The organism is Anatilimnocola aquadivae, from assembly GCF_049819085.1.
In the GTDB taxonomy this organism is placed as follows: domain Bacteria; phylum Planctomycetota; class Planctomycetia; order Pirellulales; family Pirellulaceae; genus Anatilimnocola.
On sequence record NZ_CP187419.1, the window covers coordinates 6,223,100 to 6,239,415 of the forward strand.

A 16,316-nucleotide genomic window follows, 5' to 3' on the forward strand; every position below is an offset into this window, starting at 1 on the left:
AGACAAATGACACGATCGCCGTGAGAATCGAACCAGAGCGACGTCTGCGAGTCCGTGCGCAGCGAGTAGATTAATCTCGGCTATATCACGACAGGCCAGATCTGCGTCGGATAACTGGCACAAGAGTTTGTAATCCATACGACATCCTCCGAGGAGGATCGCAGGTTAACACTCTCGGGCGCGTCTCGCAAATAAGAATGCAGGTGGTCGCCGGTAGGGCGCGCACCTGCGCGAGAAGACTGATGCCACGGGCGGCAACAGGCGTGGGCCCATGCCCACGCGGCGGCCTGCGGAGAAGAAGACTATTTCGGCAGCAGGGCCATGACGGCGGCGCTGGGGCGGGCGATGACGTGGCCGGCGATGAGCTTGCCGAGGGCACCGACCTTTGCCGTGCCGGCTTCGACGGCGGCCTTCACGGCGGCGACGTCACCCTTGACGATGACGGTGATATAACCGCCGCCGAGCTTTTCTTTGCCCAGCACTTCGACATTGGCGGCCTTGCAGGCGCTGTCGATGGCTTCGAACACGGCGGTGAAGCCTTGCGTTTCGATGAATCCGAGGGCAAAGGAAGGAGAGTCAGCCACAGTTCGCTCCTGGGCGGTGATCGTGCCCAATGCTTCGTAGTTAGGATTTTTGACGGTAGGTTGTTGCAGCAATGGGCTCGATTCGATCGGGCTCATCAAGGCCTTCCAGGCTTCGCTATCGGGGTTGTTCAGCACCGTACCAACGGGCTTCCCCTTCATTCGCTCGGCCTGTTCCTTGCCGGCGGCAATGGCCGCGGCGACGGACGAAACGTCACCCTGCACCTTGAACACCATGCCCAGCCAATCATTCGATTCGGCTTGGACCAGCCGGATACCGGCGGCCTTTTCCATGGCATCGAGCGCAGCCATCGCCGGCGTAAAACCGGTGACTTCCAAAATGCCGAGTGCTTCGCTGGCCATAAGCTTGGGGGAGAGGGTGGTGGGATCGTTCCTCGCTGCCAAACAGCAACGCTGCCCTAGTATAGCTTGCGCATTTTACCAGCGTAGTGGTCCAGGCCGGTCCATCGCGCGAAAAGTCGGTAATCCTGGCCGACTTTGCGGGCTCGCCCGCATCTTCCGCCCGTACGCTTTCCGCCCTCTGTCCTAATGCCCCCGCGCCCCTCTGTGCCGTACTTCTGGTCCTTCCGCCCCCGCCCCTGCGGCGGGGGTTTAACGGCTTTTGCACTACCAAATCTCGTTGAAACTCATCTGCGGACCGCTTACCATCCCGGCATGGTCCTTGAGCCACTCTACACGCCGGAAAATGTCCACTTTGCCTTCCAATTAAATTGGTCCCTTTCCCTATTTTGGAAAGTTATTCCACCGGCCGTGGAATCCTGGCTCGCAAGCCTTCGAGTTGCAACCGAGCAAGACGGAACTCGTATTTTGGAACTCTCCTGGCCAACTCCCCAGTGTTCCCAATTCCTGGTGAGTACTTTGCCAGAAACTCTGCCGCAAGCAATTCCGTGGTCCGTCAAAGGACGGTTACAGCATCTGATTCGCGAGCAGCACCCGGCATCCTTTCAACGCAACTTCGATCTGCGCAGCCTCGGCTCGCCAACGCGCGAGAAATCAGAAGCTTATGTAGCTTCTCAACTGCAGCATCACGCGGCCGCTGATTCCACTTTGCGCGCGAAGTTCGCCGATCTTTAATTCAGCGACCCAGAGATTCGACTGGAACAGCCGCGATTTGCCGAGCACGCAAGGTTTTGGTGCAATCTGCACTTGGTCTTCGTACGCGACGACCGGCAGCAGGACTTTGACACTGGGAAATGGCTTCAGGCGAAGACGATCGTGCGCCAAGCTGCTGTAAAGTACAAACATCTCTTGTCTCGGCTGGCGATCTTGCCCGACCACGTCCACATGATTCTGGGGATTCATCCGAGTGAGTCACCGCGGGCGGTTGCGCTGTCGTATTTGAACAACCTCGCTTACTCGCAAGGGATGCAGCCGGTGTTCATGCAGAGTTGTTACGTGGGAACGATTGGAGAATATGATTTGGGAGCGATTGAATAGCTGGGATCGACTGAGCCGCGCTAGTGCAAAAGCCAATAAACCCCCGCCGCAGGGGCGGGGGCGGGAAGACAAATGGCCGGGGGGCAAAGGCAGATACAAAGATTACTCTTGCCGGGCGGTCCACTGGTCGAGTTGCTGCTTGGCTTGCTCGAAGGTGAGCAGGCGAGGTGGAAGGATCGCGGCGAGGTCTTCTTCGTCCTGGCGCTGGTGCGTGGGTCGCAGCGAAAGATCGACTTCCTCTTCGAGAGCGACCAGCCAGGCAGGAACATCGAGGCCAACGCCGGTGGGCTCGCGCGTGAGGGTGGCGGTTTCAAATTCCAGCATTTCGAACTTCGGCGACTCGCCACCCTTGCGAGCTTCTTCAATGGCGGGCTCGACGAGCGCGCGAATGCGGTCGATGGTTAGCGGGCGAATGAACCGCTCCGCCAGGCGATCGGCGACCGTGGGCATCCGCATCGCATATTTCTTTTGCAGATCGGCCAACCGCGTCAGGTACTGTTCTGCTTCGTCTTGAATGCGTTCCGAGAGTGCTCTGCGCCAGACGCGAGCGGCAATGTCTTCGCCCCGGCGGACCAGAATTTCGTGCGCGAGGACCACGGGCTTCAGGTTCCAACATACGCGGTCATAACGCGTGCGCAGGCGGAGAAAATCGAGCAGCATGTACAGCAACTCGCCCCGGTCCGACTGGGTTGTCGTGCTGTTGTAATCGCGATACTCGCCGTAGTTCTCGACGATCGACTCCAGCACCATGCCCAGCAGTTCGGCCGTTTCTTCCAGGGGCAAATCGGCCTGTAGATCGTCGAGCAGCTTTTGCGGCGCGTCGTCGGGGCGATCTTCCTTCAGGCTGTTCAGCCAGCGTGCCGGCCCCTGATGCATGATCGCGCGGATGTTGCCGAGATTCAAAAACCGCTGCGTGAAGAGCTCTTCGCCGTACTTTTCGACAAAAGCAACGACGCGTTTCCACGTCGTTTTGTCGTGTACCCGTTCGAGCGCGCTCAAGCGCAGTGTGCGGCTGTGGGCGAGCCAACTGGTGAGCATCGTCTCCGTCAACTGTTCGAGACACGCCACGACGGGCTCGGCAGCCTGGTCATCGGTGGCACCGGCAGCGCGCGGCCAAGACTGCGACGAAACGACCAGGCTTTCGACGATGGCCTTGTAGCCGATCTTGAAGAGTTCATCGAATTCGGTGACGGCGCCGGGCCCGACTGGATGATCGCGTTCCATTTGCCGCGATACATCGAGCAGCTGGCAAGTCTCGATCCACAGTCCACAGCGAGGGAGCCAGGCGAGCAAATCTTGAATGGCATGTTGCCGCGTGCGCACGACGACGATCTCGGGCGGATTGCCACCCTTGCCCAGTGGCACGTACAGCAGCGGCAAGCGCAGGAGGGTTTTGAAGAGAAGTTCGCAGGCTGATTTGACGGCCAATTCGTCGCGGCGCAGCAGCGCGGTGAAGACGGCCACCAGACGTTCGGCTTCTTCCTTGTCGGCCGCTGGTGCCACCGCCACGATCTGATTCGGCGTGTTGTGGTTCAGTGCATTTTGCGCGGCGATGAGCAGTCGCGCGGCATCGGCCATTTCGACACTGGTGCTCACGACCCGTTCGAGCAGTGACTCTTTAATCATCCGCCGACGATCGTATTCCACCATCGAATCGTGATCGCCCGACGGATTCGGAATGCGATAGTCGCGCACGGCGGCGACCAGCTTCGTCAAGCCTTGCAAGTTCGTCTGCGCTTGTTCGATCCACCGCTGCATGGCCGACGTGCGGCGCTGCTGCGCGGCACTGGCCTGCTCGTCGGTGCCACTTCCTTCGCGAATGATCGCTGCAAAAGCCGGGCTGACGATCGTCTGCTTCCACAGGCGAGCCACGGTGGCAAGGAAGGCCAGTCGATCGGCAACCACTTTCGATTGGTGTTGCAATTCGTCGTGCGAATCGTCCCCCGATTCAAAAATGGCCCCTTCCACACCGTCGTCGGTGCTATCTCGATAGACCATGTCCTCGTAGGCCGAATTGAAACGGTTTCCGTCATCTTCATCGTCGTCGGCAGTGGTCGCTGCGGCGCGCTTGCCACCGCCGAGTTCGAACTTGGGTACGTTCCACAGACCTTCGGCATTGGCTTCCAGATAGTCGAGAAACTTGCGGGCCGAGTCCCAGGCCTTGAGAGAAGCTTCGCGTTGATCGCTGGTAGCCGTCGTCGCCGTCACCCAGCGCTGCGCCAGGTCATGAAACGATGAATCGCCGTGCTCCATCCCGATCGAATCGGCCCGGCTGAGCCAACTCATCAGCAGCGCCATCGAAGCGACAAAATCTCCCCGCTCCAGCAGCGAGTCGATGACCATCGCATAGGCCTTCGGCGAATCGAAGACCTCGGCGTGCGGCGCCCAAAAACCGACATCGCCAGCCGAGGCACCCGCTTGGTGCCAAACTTGCAAAGCCTTGGCGACGCGCTCGGCCGCGCGAAACACCACGAGCGAATCAACGGCTTCCACGGTCGACACTTCGTGCGCCGCGTACTGGTTCCACCATGTGGCTGTGTTCTTGAATTGCCGGGCAATGCGGTCGGCCACTTCGGTCCGGTCGCTGGCGGCCGCTTCACTCCAAATGAGCGAATAGAGCGTCCAGATTCTTTCCATCAGGGCGACCAGTTCATCGGCCCGATGATCGCGCACGCTGTTTTCGAGCGCCGGAAACAGGCTGAAGTGGGCATCGAATCCCAGGATGTTCCAAGGATCGATGATCGCCCCGCAATGAATGGCCCGCTTGAGCAGATCGATGATTTGCGGCATCGCATCGGCGGCCGCTTCGAGCTTGCCGGCCGCACAGGCGAGTTGCCCGGTAGTCAACAGACAATCGATCTGGCAGAGCATCCGCGCCGAAGCACAAGGAACGACGTTCGCCTGGCGAGCAGCCGCGTCGACATGCCCCAGCCGGGCAAAAATACGAGCGAGATGCACATGCTCGAGTTGCGACGCTCGAGAGCGCGCGAGTTGGGCGTTCAAGTGCTGCCTGGCACCACCGAACGGCTGCCGCTTTTGAGCCGCTTCGGCCTTGAGTCGGTCGCGATGCTCGCCAGAGGTTCGATTCATCAACTGTTCGTAGAACGCGTCGCGATACTTGGCGATTCGCGGCAACAGCTTGGCCAAGGTCACGTTGGAGTCATGCGCGCCGGGCCCTTCGCCGCTGATGCCCGAGGCCATGAGCACCGTACCCGCCAACACGGCGGCTGCTTCAAACTTCAACTCTTCGGCCGAGATCTGCGTTTCTTCGGTCAGCCGCCGCATGAGCGCGTCGAGCGTGATTTGCTGGACGACAAACCGCCGATAAAAGCCGTGATGATCGATCTGGTGCGGATCCCATTGGCCGAAGTGATAATTGGGTCGCTTGTTGGCCGGATGATCGAAATCGTAGGCTCGCGGGTCGGTCGCAATTTCTTCCAGACGATGCGGAAAGAAGCAAGCCTGCCGCAGCAAGTTTTCGTCGGTACCTTCGAGCAGTTTGAGGGCGATCTCGATCACTTCGCGTTCGGGGCCGTAGCTGATGCCGACGCCGCGAATGTAGAGGGGCACTGGGCGGCAGAATTCGTGAGCGTACGGTTCGATCTGCTGCGACTCGAGCGCGGCGACCGGTCGATGCCCGATGTAGTCGCTCAGCTGCTTGATTGCGGCGGTGATGATTCGGTCGGCCTGGTCCCAAGGTGGTCCCTGCCGCAAGATCGCTTCGAGTGCTCGCCCGAGGAAGAAGGGTCGAAAGAGCGCTTCGGGCGTTTGATGAAACAGCAGGTCGCGGTGGAACTCTCGATACGCGGGGAGGAACTTCTCAAACGTCAGTTCCAGGACTGCGGTCGCTTGCTGGACGTCTTGAAAGGCCGGGTTGGTAGCGTGGATGTGCCCCAGTTCCCGCTGCAGAAATTCGTAGAGCCGCTGCCAGCTTCGATCGCCCAAGGACTGCTGGTCGACCTGTTCGAACAGCAGATTCAAGCTGGCGAGAAACTGCGGGTCGGTTGCGCCGGAAGAGAAATTCAGATAGCCGAGGACCTTGTCCAGGGCCACTCGCCCGGCCTCGGTTTCTCGACCTGTCATGCCCACACTCCGTCCCAGCATTCACGCCGGCAGTTGAAAATTACTGCCGGAATCCGGCCCACTATCCGATGGTATTGGCTTTTGGATGCTCGTCGCCCCTTCTTTCGGGTGTTTCGGCCTGCAGGGCAGCCGGTTTCCACCAAGGGCAAACGCGCAAGTCATCTATCCTAGAAAACTGCCTGCCATTTGGTCTAGCGGGTAGAGGTGCTAGCAAGGCCGGCCGGCGAGGAGAAAGGCGGAGCTTGGCTGACTGTGCGTCAGAGAGTCGCGGCTATGCGATTTCCAGTCGCACCTCGCCCAGGAGCGTGCCGGGCGCTGTTTCCAAGCCCGGTTGGTGAGACTCGCCGACTTCGGCCAGTTGGGCCGGCGTAAGCTGGAACGAGATCCGGATTTCGCTGCGAGGTTGCAACAGGCGGGTGATTTCGAACGCTTTTGGCCCCTCAGCGGGCAATTGCTCCCCCAACAGTTGGTCGTTGAGCTCGATGGTGGCTGGCGCGGCGACCCGCTCAACCACCAGCGAGACCTGCTCGTCGGCACCCAGGTTCGTGGGCAGCCCAAAGCGGCGGATGTAGCAAACGCCCCCCTCGATTTTCTCGATCTGCCAGGGTGCCTTCAGGCGAATTGCGTGCATGGGGGTCTGCATTTAAAGAACTTGGGTTTCTTACTCAACCGGCGGCAGCACGTCGGGCTCGATCTGGTAGCCATCGGCGAGGCTGTTCGTCCCGTTGAAGAGAGCAACAATCGCCAAGACCTCGCCCAGCGTTTCGGTATCGACGCCCTGCTTTCGCAGCGCGGCGGTGTGCGAGTTGACGCAGTACGAGCAGCCATTGGTGGCCGATACTGCCAAGGCGATGATCTCGCGCGTCTTGGCATCGAGCTTACTTGCGCGGCCGCTGGCCTCGGGATGCATCAGGGCCTTGAGTTGCCCCCAGATCAGCTCCAGATGATCGGGAGATGAAGCGAGCGTACGCCAGAAATTGGGCACACTTTCCAGGTTCTTCGTTTTCTTGATGTCGTCGAAGATCTGCCGCACTTTGCCGCTGGCTCCTTGTTCGTCGACCAGGCGCACGGTGGCAGAACGTGCAGCGGCGGAAGATTTTCTCACGAGCAATATTCCTCTTTCGTCTGTCTTTCAAAGAGAGCCAAGTAACTACTCTCGCTGCTGTTCGAAGTAAAACACGCCCCGCTTGTTGGCGACGATCACATCGAGCAGGCCATCGCCGTTCATATCGTGAACTTCGAACTGCGTACCGACGCCGCTATTGTCGTCGATGTCGTGGCGCGTCCACTTCGGTTTGCCAGCATCGCGGCTCAGTTCGTACCAGGCAAGTACCGGCGGCTCATCCTCGCCCGGATCATTGCCGTTGTGAGCATAGAACCGCTTGCCGGTCACCAGATCCGGCAGGCCATCGCCGTTCATGTCCGCGAGAATCAGAGCGTGCGTCTGGGCGATTTTGCTGTCGATCTCGTGCTGCACAAAGCCCTTCTCGGTCTGCTCGTACCACCAGATTCCCACGCGGTGAGCGCTACTGCCAACGATATCGGCGTCTCCATCGCCGTCGAAGTCGTAGGCGTACATCTGCGCCTGAGCGGGACCGAGCTTGGCATCGGTCCGCTGCCAAGGTTCCTTCTCAGCCGTCGCCTTTTCAGCAGGCTGGGCGAACCAGGCGTTCGGTGTAATCAAGTCGAGCTTGCCGTCTTTGTTCAAATCGCCGACACCCAGACCGTGATAGAACTTTTGGATGTTGGGATTGGCTTCCGCAGCGATCGGCTGAATTCTCCAATCAAGATTCGGCTGCTTGGCGGGACGAGCGAGGGCCAGTTTGCCCGATCCTTCGCCAAAAATGAGTTCTCGCTGGCCGTCGCCATCGACATCGGCATATTGCGGGCTCTCGTTATTGGTGACGGGAACCGCGCGATGCTTTTCCCAAGCCTTGTCGGTGGTGCCCGGATTCTCGAACCACCAGGTGGGCTTGCCGGGAAAATCGACAACGAGCAAATCTTGCCGGCCATCGCCGTTAAAGTCTTCCGCCCAGTTGCAGAACGTATCGCCGTAGGTCTTGATGTTAAACTCGTTCGGCTGGGCGGTGATTGCGTGCATCTTCCAATCTTTGCCGGGAGTAGCGGGTGCTTCGTACCACACGCTGCCGGCTGCGATATCCAGCTTGCCGTCGTTGTTGAAGTCGCCCATCGCCACGCCTTCGCTGCGGAAGCGCGGATCGAGCGTCGTCTTCTTGAAGCTGATCTTGCCGGCCGGTTTGCCGTCAGCGTTGGGTTTCGATGATGGATAACCAACAGCCGGCTTGCTGCTCGTCGGAATGCTGACCTGCAGATTCTTATAGCGAACTTCGGTCTTGCCGCCGGAGTGCAGTTGTAACGCGATCACGCCCTGGCGAGCGCCAGCAGAGTCATCCAGATCGACGCACTTTTCGCCGTTGATCCACGTCTGCACTCGACTGCCCACAGCGATGATCTCGTACTTGTTCCATTCGCCGAGCTTCACATGCTTCTCGCCACTTTCTTTCCACAAGAGTGCGCGGCCGTGCTCTTCGTACAGCTTGCCCCACCAGCCGGCACCAATGTCGGCCTGGTAGCCTTTCACTTCATCGTGAGCGATGGGCTCGCTACGGAACTGAATCCCGCTGTTCCCTTCGTTTTTCACGAGCTTGACGTCGACGGACAATTTGAAGTCGCCGAGCGAATATTGACTCGTGAGCCAATGATTTCGCTTCAGGCCGTTTGTGCGACCGACGATCTCACCATCCTCGACGCTCCACAGGCTCATATCGCCGCTGACCCAGCCGCTCAGGTCCTTGCCGTTGAAGATTGAAGCTGCGGTATCAGCATTGGCCAACTGCGGCACCTGGCCACCGGCGGCCAGATACGCAACGAGTGAACGCGTTTCGTGCTGCGACAGCGGACGGAGCAGATCGTCGGGCATCATCGACTTGTCGCTGATTTTCCGTTCTTCGATTTCGCTCTTGGCGATCGTCAGCAACTCCGTCGGAAGCTGCACCGTAATGGTCGCGGCGTTTTCTTCCTTGAGAATGCCGGTCACCACACGCCCCGAATCGAGCAGCAGCACCGTGGGCTGATAGTCCTTGGCCATGACGGCACTTGGATCGATCACATTGCTCAGCAGGTAATCGAGGTTCGCGCGATTCGAACCAGTCAGATCCGGCCCTACCTTCGCGCCGGTGCCAAACAGCGTGTGACACTGCTGACACGTGCGGGCAAACACTGCCCGGCCGAGATGTAAGTCGACGGCAGTCGTCGGCGGCGAAGCCAGCAGACTTTTGACCTGCGCAATCAGCAGGGCCTTATCGGCCGGCGATTCGCGCGTCGTTCCCCAGACTTTTTCCAACTGCGCTTGCAACTCGGCATCTTTCAGGTTTCGCAAGTTCACAACCAGATCAGCCGTGAGATGATTCGCAGGAACTCGCTTGGCTTCGATGGCAGCGAGTAGCTCCTTGGCGAAACTCGCGCGGCTACAAAGCGTGGCGAGAACATCGCGACGTTCATCGACCGAGAACTTGTCATACACACCAAGCAAACGAGCGGGCGTTTTTGGATCATCGAGTGTGGCCAATGCGCGGATCGAATCGGCCCGCAGGTCCTTCGAGCCCAAGAGAGCGACAAGTGTTTCGCCCAGTTCTGGTCGAGCGGCCTGCACAATCGCCGCGAGCGCTTCGCGCTGAAGGGGTAGCGGCACGTTGCTGCCAGCCGACAGCCGCTGGCTGAGTGTGGTTGCGGCTGCTTCGTTGCCGACAACTGCCTCGACGGCCAGCAAGTTCCAGGAAACATGCGGATTGTCACCTTCGAGCTTTTGACCCAAAGCCTGTTTTGCGGCGGCCCACTTCTCGGGAAGCTGAACGTTCTTCCGCCCCTGGAGCAAAGTGCGAATGGCTCTCAAGAATGTGAGCGCGGTGGACTCTTCCTTGGCTTCCGCCAGGCCATCGACCAAGAGCGCCAGCGATTCCTCTGGCTTGCCACTTCCAATCTTCCGAATGACAAACTCTTTCAACTTCGGAAAGTGCTCGCCGGCCGACAGAGCCAGCGCGAGCGCCCGCTTGGGATCGGCATCGGTCAGCGGTTCGAGCGCGTACCAATACATGAGCGGCAAGTTGTGATCGCGCGCGTCTTCGGTGTGAGAGAGGAGTCCTGCAAGGGTTCTCCATCGGTTGTCGATAGGCAGTTTTGGTACGGCTGAACTAATCGCCAGTCGCACGATTGACGGACGATCTTCCCAAGCGATTTCTTCAAAGCGACTAAGTTCTGTTTCACTCATCGGTGAGCGATCCTGAACCCGCGACCTAATTGCCCATACGATCAAATCTGGCGGTTGGTCAGCGTCATTGATGTTGAAGCGACCAATTGTGGGAGAAGGCTGAAGCACGGAGTATGTCCATAAGGCCTGTAACTTCAGACTTGGATCCTTGGATTCCCGAAGCCGTTGAAGTCTTTGCCAACATGTATCTGTCATCTTTAGCGACTGGTTTGCCGTTCGCTCTTGCAGCAACCGCTGGGCATGACGGCGATACCAATGATTGGCATTGTCGAGATAGCCGAATAGTTCCTCGTCAGTGCAAGATTGAAGGTCCACCTTCACCGGCTTTGCATCGCCGTAGCTGATCCGATAAATCCGCCCGTTGGTCCGGTCGTGGCCTTCCGTGTTCTTGTGATGGCATTGATTGCGGTCGTACCAATCGATGACCCACACCTGGCCATCGGGGCCGTAGGTCATGTAGAGCATCTGCGACCACTGATCGCGGGTGAAGAGAAAGTCGGGCGAAAAGTTCCCTTCGTAGCCGCTTCCCTTTGGTGTCAGCACATCGACGTTCATCCGATTGCCATGGATGTTGTTCATGAAGATCTGGTTGCGATATTTCTCCGGCCAACTGCCGCCGAGATAGATCATCGCCCCGGCGTGAGCATGGCCACCGCCGAGTTCGTCGCTTTGCCGACGATTGTCGGTGTTCCATTGATTGCCCGTGTAATGGCGATGGACTGCAATGGTCTTGATGTCGTCGTAGGTATGCGGGTTGAAATGGTTCCCCGCTTGTCGCTGGTAACGAGCGCCGGGAATGATGTGATACAGGTGCGGAATCACGCAGGCCGTGACAAAGGCCTGGCCCTGCTCGTTGAAGTCGAGACCCCAGGGATTGCTCGTGCCGTGAGCAAAGACTTCGAACTCGTGCCGCGTGGGATGATAGCGCCACACGCCCGCATTGAGCAGAACTCGCTTGTCTTTGGGCGTCCCTGGCTTGCCAACTTCACTTTTTGTGAACACGCCGTGGCAACCATAGAGCCAACCATCGGGGCCCCAGATAAAGCTGTTGAGTGTTTCGTGGGTATCTTCCTGACCCCAACCATCGAGCAGAATCTGTGGCTCGCTATCCGGAACGTCGTCGCCGTTCTTATCGGGAATGAAGAGCAGATACGGAGCAGCGCCGACCCAAACGCCGCCGAAGCCGAGTTCCATACCGCTGACGAGATTCAGCTTTTCGGCGAAGACGGTCCGCTTATCGAGCGAGCCATTCAGATCGGTGTCTTCGAAGATGATGATCCGATCGCGGCCTTTCCCTTCCGGCGCACGCACGGGGTATTCGTAGGCTTCGGCAATCCAAACGCGGCCGCGATCGTCGATGGCCATCGCGATGGGCTGATTCACATCCGGTTCGGCCGCGCCCACTTGCACTTTGAAGCCCGGCGGCACTTTCATCTGCTTCGCGGCCTCTTCGGCAGTCAATCCCGCGTGTGGATACAACTGCTCAAGTCCTGGCGCGGATGTATTGGGCGCGATGTTGGGCGAGCGAGCCTCGCGAAACTTCGGCTTGGTGAAATGCAGGCGGAAATCGTCGAAGTTGATATGCCCCCAGCCGGTCGTGTGGTCGTCGACCAGGCGAATGTAGATTTCTTTGCCAACGTGCGGAGTGAGATCCACCACAATCGGTCGCAGGCTCTCGCTGTTGACGCCGCGCGACGTGTTGATGATCCGTTCTTGGGAGCCTTTCACGGCCGGATCGGCGAGCAGCACGAGTTCGAGTCGAGTTTCTGGATGATTGCCACCGCCAAGCAAAAAGCTGGCCCAAGGCTGCGTCACTTTGAACGGCCTCGAACTAAGTGTGCCCTTCGGCTTATCGAGCAACTTCTCAAAAGTTCCGATCCAGTATTGGCCGGTGTGATCGGCCTTCTTGCCTTCACCGTAGGGCCGTTTGGGATCGATCTCACCTTTGATCGGCTGGCCGTTGAACGCTTCGCCGGTCGCGGTCCAATCCTTGAGCGTGCCGTCTTCAAAGTTGAGATTCAAAGGCTGGCCATCGGCTCCCACCGGAACGATACCGGGCTTGTCCAGCGGTTCGTTGAACGGGTTGTTCTTAGCCTCAGCAAACGCGTGGCCGCAACAGAGCATCACCAGCAACAGGCTGAACGACGGAAAGATTGCTCGCATGAGTAGATCGCTTTTACCGACGAGAGAGGTACCGGCTTGCAGATAGGCCTATTGTGAGTTCCGCACCGCTGAAGTCAATTCAGGCGACAGGTAGCGACCGCTGTTTTCAGCAGGTATTTTGAGGCATCCTTTCGCGGCGCGGTGGTATCAATCGGGGATGCGTTGAGCAATGTTCTGGGGCAGAACGCCAATCTATTTATTGACGGAGAACGCCGTCTATGCCAAGGCATTCGCGACGCTCTCGCGCGGTCTGTGGCTGACGCTGTGTGCCATTGTGTTCGCCTTTTTGGCGCTCCTCGTGTTTTTGGCTCCCTTGCTGGTCGCTCGACAAGGCATCGACGTCAAACCGTTCAGTAAACACATTCTGGTGGCTGCCGGCGTGCTTGCGAGCATTTCGCTCATTCTCAACTTGTGGGGCAAGTGGCTCTGCTTCGAACTGCAACAGCCTTTGGAACTTGGCCATCGACTGCCAGGGCACCGCTATTTGCAGATTGCCTTTTGGTGTGAAGTGCTCAGCTTCGTTCTGAAGACGAGTGCGCGAACGCTGGGTGTGGCGCAACTGAAGATGCTGATCTTTCCGCTGACCATTGTCGCGCAGATCGTCTTTATGCTGTTCCTGCGCAAGATCGCGGTGGTGATCGAACGGCCCGACCTGAAACGCCGGATCGATTACCTGGCTTGGGCCGTCAGCATTTCGATCTTGGCGTTTGGGACCGCATATCTTTCACGGTCTCAGGGCATCAGCCCGAAACTGACGCTCGCAGCGTTGGCAATCAGCTTCTTACTGTTTATTGCCTCGATGCTGGGCTACATGGTGATTCTGGCGCAGATGGCTTTGGCGGCGAGTGCCTTTTCTCGCTACCTGAAAGAGACCGAGCACGACATCGACGACGACTACGAAACGGCCGAACTCGCGCAAGAGCCAGCGTGACCCAGTGGATTTTCCTCTTGAGCCGGAAGCGTAAGCGCCCGGAGAGTGTGCTCTTTACAAATTTGGAACTCTCCGGGCGCTTACGTTTTTGGCTCGCTGAGAACAGCTCGTTCGTGCAACGTGCTTAGTGCCGTTCCAGCCACAGAAATGCCCGCTGGCAGCAACGGAGCATAGAGCAGTCCCCAATAGAAGTTCAGCTTCATGCCAACCAGGCAAAACGCCACGAGATAACTGGCCGCGACAATAAATTGCAAGTTGAGCCGTTCGTCCTTCGCACTGCCGAGTCCCAATAGCGACAGCAGCAGGTACAGAAACAGCACGGGGCCCATGGCGGTGAAGAGAAACGAATTCATCCGCGTGGTGAGCAGGACAAAATCGAGCCCGCCGAACTTCAGCCATTGCGAGATGCCCCCGCCAGCGGTGGCCAGATCGGCGGGGGTTAACTGCGCGGCGACCTGGCCGCTGTGCCAGAACAGGTAGGCGAAGAACAGGGCGATTCCGCCCGCCCACGCAGCCGCTTCGTACCAGCGGCGATGATAGGCAGCGAAGATGCCGGCCCAAAAGCAGAACGGCAGAGCCAATTCGCGAAAGAGCAATGCGGCAATTCCGGCGCTCACGGCCAGTGCTCGCCAGCCTTTGCCCATCGCCGCCAGCGATAGCAGAATCAAGATGCTGGCCCACAACTCTTGCGTGTAGAACGCCAGGCCATCGACGGACCACTTCACCACGCCGAGCATTACGAACGAAGAGACAACAGCGGCCCCGATTCCCCGGGCAGAGTACTCGACTTGAAAGTGCAACACCAGCGCGGCCACCACGAGCAAGACCAGCAAGCCTTGAATGGCCCAAGGCCCGGGCAGCAGTGCGAAGAGATAGGCGTAGGTGGGGAGCCGCCAATTGAAGGTGCTGCGCACGGGGAAGCCATGCTTCAGCAGTTCGGGCTTGGCGGCCACATAATAGTTCTCGCCCCGGCGCACCGCGACGACGAGGTCGCGATAGAGCTGCAGATCGGCTGCCGTGGCATCTTTGGGCGGCGATTCGACGCTGGCGACATCTGGCTGCAGCGCCGTTGGCGGTGTTGCCCGCACGGGCAACTTGCCAAGGTTCCAAGAGGCGACTGTCCCAGCGACGGCCACCACTGCGAGCGAGAAGAGCACGCAGCACGCTTGAAGGGGAGTGAGACTTGCGAAGCGATTAGGCTGCGGTTGCATCATGCGACTCGCGGGAATCTGCCGTGCCTATTCTTCGGTGAGGTTCACGTCGCTCGAATCGAGATTGAAGATGTCGAAGTCGCGGTCACCAATGACTTCTTCGTCATCGTCGGCGTCGAAGATGTGACCGCCTTCTTCTTCATCAGCAGCGGGCTGAACGACATTCTGCCGCTTGGTTGGAGGCTTGGTCGTCACATCAGCATCCTCTTCGCGGCCGCGCTGCTTTTGCTCGCGTCGTTGCAGATAGAGCTTGATGGGCACTTCGCCGAAATCGAGTTGATCGCGCAAGTAGCCGAGCAGATACCGCCGATACGATGGCGGAAACGCGCTCGGTTCGTTGCACATCAGCACGATCGTGGGTGGCTGAGTGCTGACCTGCGTGGCGAAATAGATTTTTGGTCGCAGCAAACCTTGCAGCGGCGGCGGATGCGAATCGAGCGCGTCACGCAGCAACTGATTCAACTTGGCGGTGCTGACGCGTTGCAGCGATTGCTTGAAGAGCATCTGGGCATGATTCAGTAGCGCCTTCACGTTCTTGCCGGTCTGGCCGGTAATGAACGCAATCGGCACGTGCCACATGGTGCTAAACGTATCGCGCAGGTAGTCGACCCACTTTTCGGTCGGCATCTGGCCGTAGAGCAGGTCCCACTTGTTCACGACAAAGATGCACGGGCGATAGTTATCAGCAATGTATTTGCACAGTTGCTTGTCGACTTTGCTCAGTCGTTGCGAGCAATCGAAAAACAGCAGTACGACGTCGGCGCGGCGAATGCTTCGCTGTGCGCGGTGAGTGCTGTAAAAATCGATATCGGTCTTCACGCTGCGGCTGCGCTTCAGGCCGGGCGTATCGATGGCCATGAATGTTTTGCCGTCGAGTTCGAACCGCACATCGACGCTGTCGCGCGTGGTGCCGGGAACTTCGCTGACGATGCAGCGTTCGGCACGAGCCAACGTGTTGACGAATGTGCTCTTGCCGGTGTTACGACGGCCGACGATGGCCATTTTCATCATCGGCTCTTCGACGTCCTCTTCCTCCTGCGTTTGCGGGGGGAGACGTTCGAGAATCATCCGCAGGAGTTCTTCCTGGTTGCGATTCTGCTGCGTGCTGACCTTGATGATCTTGCCGCGACCCAGTTTATAGAACTCATCGGCCTGCGAATCGAGCGATTCGGCGTCGGCCTTGTTCGCGACCAGGATGATCGGCTTGTCGATGTATCGAAGTCGGCGAGCCACTTCTTCGTCGAGCGGCATCAGGCCCGTGCGGGTATCGCAAACGAACAGCACGACATCTGCCGATTCGAGGCCCGCTTCGATCTGAGCTTCGATCTCTTTGGTGAGGTTGTCGGTATCTTCGAAACCGATGCCACCCGTATCTACCAGTTCAAAAAAACGTCCGCCCGCTTCCATCAAATAGACAATGCGGTCGCGCGTAACGCCGGCCTGATCGTCGACAATCGAAATGCGGCGGCCAGCAAGCCAGTTCAGCAAGCTGGACTTGCCAACATTCGGCCGACCGACAATCACAACCTGAGGGACGGGCATGGGGACGTGAACCGTTCGAATCGCGGAGAGGTCAAGGGCAGAATAACGTAGTATGATAC

General features: G+C 58.7%; 10 protein-coding genes. 3 read left to right on the forward strand and 7 right to left on the reverse strand.

The annotated features are described in order from the left end of the window. Positions 1 to 302: 302 nt before the first annotated feature. Positions 303 to 986 carry a BMC domain-containing protein gene (locus NA78x_RS24455; protein WP_425615007.1) on the reverse strand — a complete coding sequence of 228 codons (684 nt, stop codon included), beginning with the start codon at positions 984 to 986 and terminating at the stop codon, positions 303 to 305. Between the two features lie 270 nt (positions 987 to 1,256). Here NA78x_RS24455 and NA78x_RS24460 point away from each other — a divergent pair, with 270 nt between their 5' ends. After that, complete coding sequence (locus tag NA78x_RS24460) at positions 1,257 to 1,676, forward strand: hypothetical protein (protein WP_425615008.1); 420 nt, start codon at positions 1,257 to 1,259, stop codon at positions 1,674 to 1,676. A 66-nt stretch (positions 1,677 to 1,742) separates the two neighbouring features. After that, positions 1,743 to 2,039: a transposase gene (locus NA78x_RS24465; protein WP_425619475.1), complete on the forward strand. Its 297-nt coding sequence runs from the start codon at positions 1,743 to 1,745 to the stop codon at positions 2,037 to 2,039. Between the two features lie 102 nt (positions 2,040 to 2,141). On the opposite strand, the gene NA78x_RS24470 is transcribed toward NA78x_RS24465, so the two are convergent. The 4 genes from NA78x_RS24470 to NA78x_RS24485 form a co-directional block, all read right to left on the reverse strand. Then, positions 2,142 to 6,122 (reverse strand): hypothetical protein, encoded by a 3,981-nt coding sequence (locus NA78x_RS24470; RefSeq protein WP_425615009.1) that lies wholly within the window; start codon positions 6,120 to 6,122, stop codon positions 2,142 to 2,144. Positions 6,123 to 6,393: 271 nt separating this feature from the next. After that, positions 6,394 to 6,753, reverse strand: coding sequence for a hypothetical protein (locus NA78x_RS24475; RefSeq protein WP_425615010.1), 360 nt, complete (start codon positions 6,751 to 6,753; stop codon positions 6,394 to 6,396). Positions 6,754 to 6,783: 30 nt separating this feature from the next. Continuing rightward, positions 6,784 to 7,227, reverse strand: coding sequence for a carboxymuconolactone decarboxylase family protein (locus NA78x_RS24480; RefSeq protein WP_425615011.1), 444 nt, complete (start codon positions 7,225 to 7,227; stop codon positions 6,784 to 6,786). A gap of 45 nt (positions 7,228 to 7,272) precedes the next feature. Further along, positions 7,273 to 12,573, reverse strand: coding sequence for a PVC-type heme-binding CxxCH protein (locus tag NA78x_RS24485; protein ID WP_425615012.1), 5,301 nt, complete (start codon positions 12,571 to 12,573; stop codon positions 7,273 to 7,275). A 169-nt stretch (positions 12,574 to 12,742) separates the two neighbouring features. Here NA78x_RS24485 and NA78x_RS24490 point away from each other — a divergent pair, with 169 nt between their 5' ends. Further along, on the forward strand, positions 12,743 to 13,504 hold the full coding sequence (locus NA78x_RS24490) for a hypothetical protein (RefSeq protein ID WP_425615013.1): 762 nt from the start codon (positions 12,743 to 12,745) through the stop codon (positions 13,502 to 13,504). 80 nt (positions 13,505 to 13,584) lie between these two features. On the opposite strand, the gene NA78x_RS24495 is transcribed toward NA78x_RS24490, so the two are convergent. Both NA78x_RS24495 and der read right to left on the reverse strand, forming a co-directional pair. Beyond that, positions 13,585 to 14,661: a hypothetical protein gene (locus tag NA78x_RS24495; RefSeq protein WP_425615014.1), complete on the reverse strand. Its 1,077-nt coding sequence runs from the start codon at positions 14,659 to 14,661 to the stop codon at positions 13,585 to 13,587. Positions 14,662 to 14,742: 81 nt separating this feature from the next. After that, positions 14,743 to 16,257, reverse strand: coding sequence for a ribosome biogenesis GTPase Der (gene der / locus NA78x_RS24500; protein WP_425615015.1), 1,515 nt, complete (start codon positions 16,255 to 16,257; stop codon positions 14,743 to 14,745). Positions 16,258 to 16,316 lie beyond the last annotated feature (59 nt).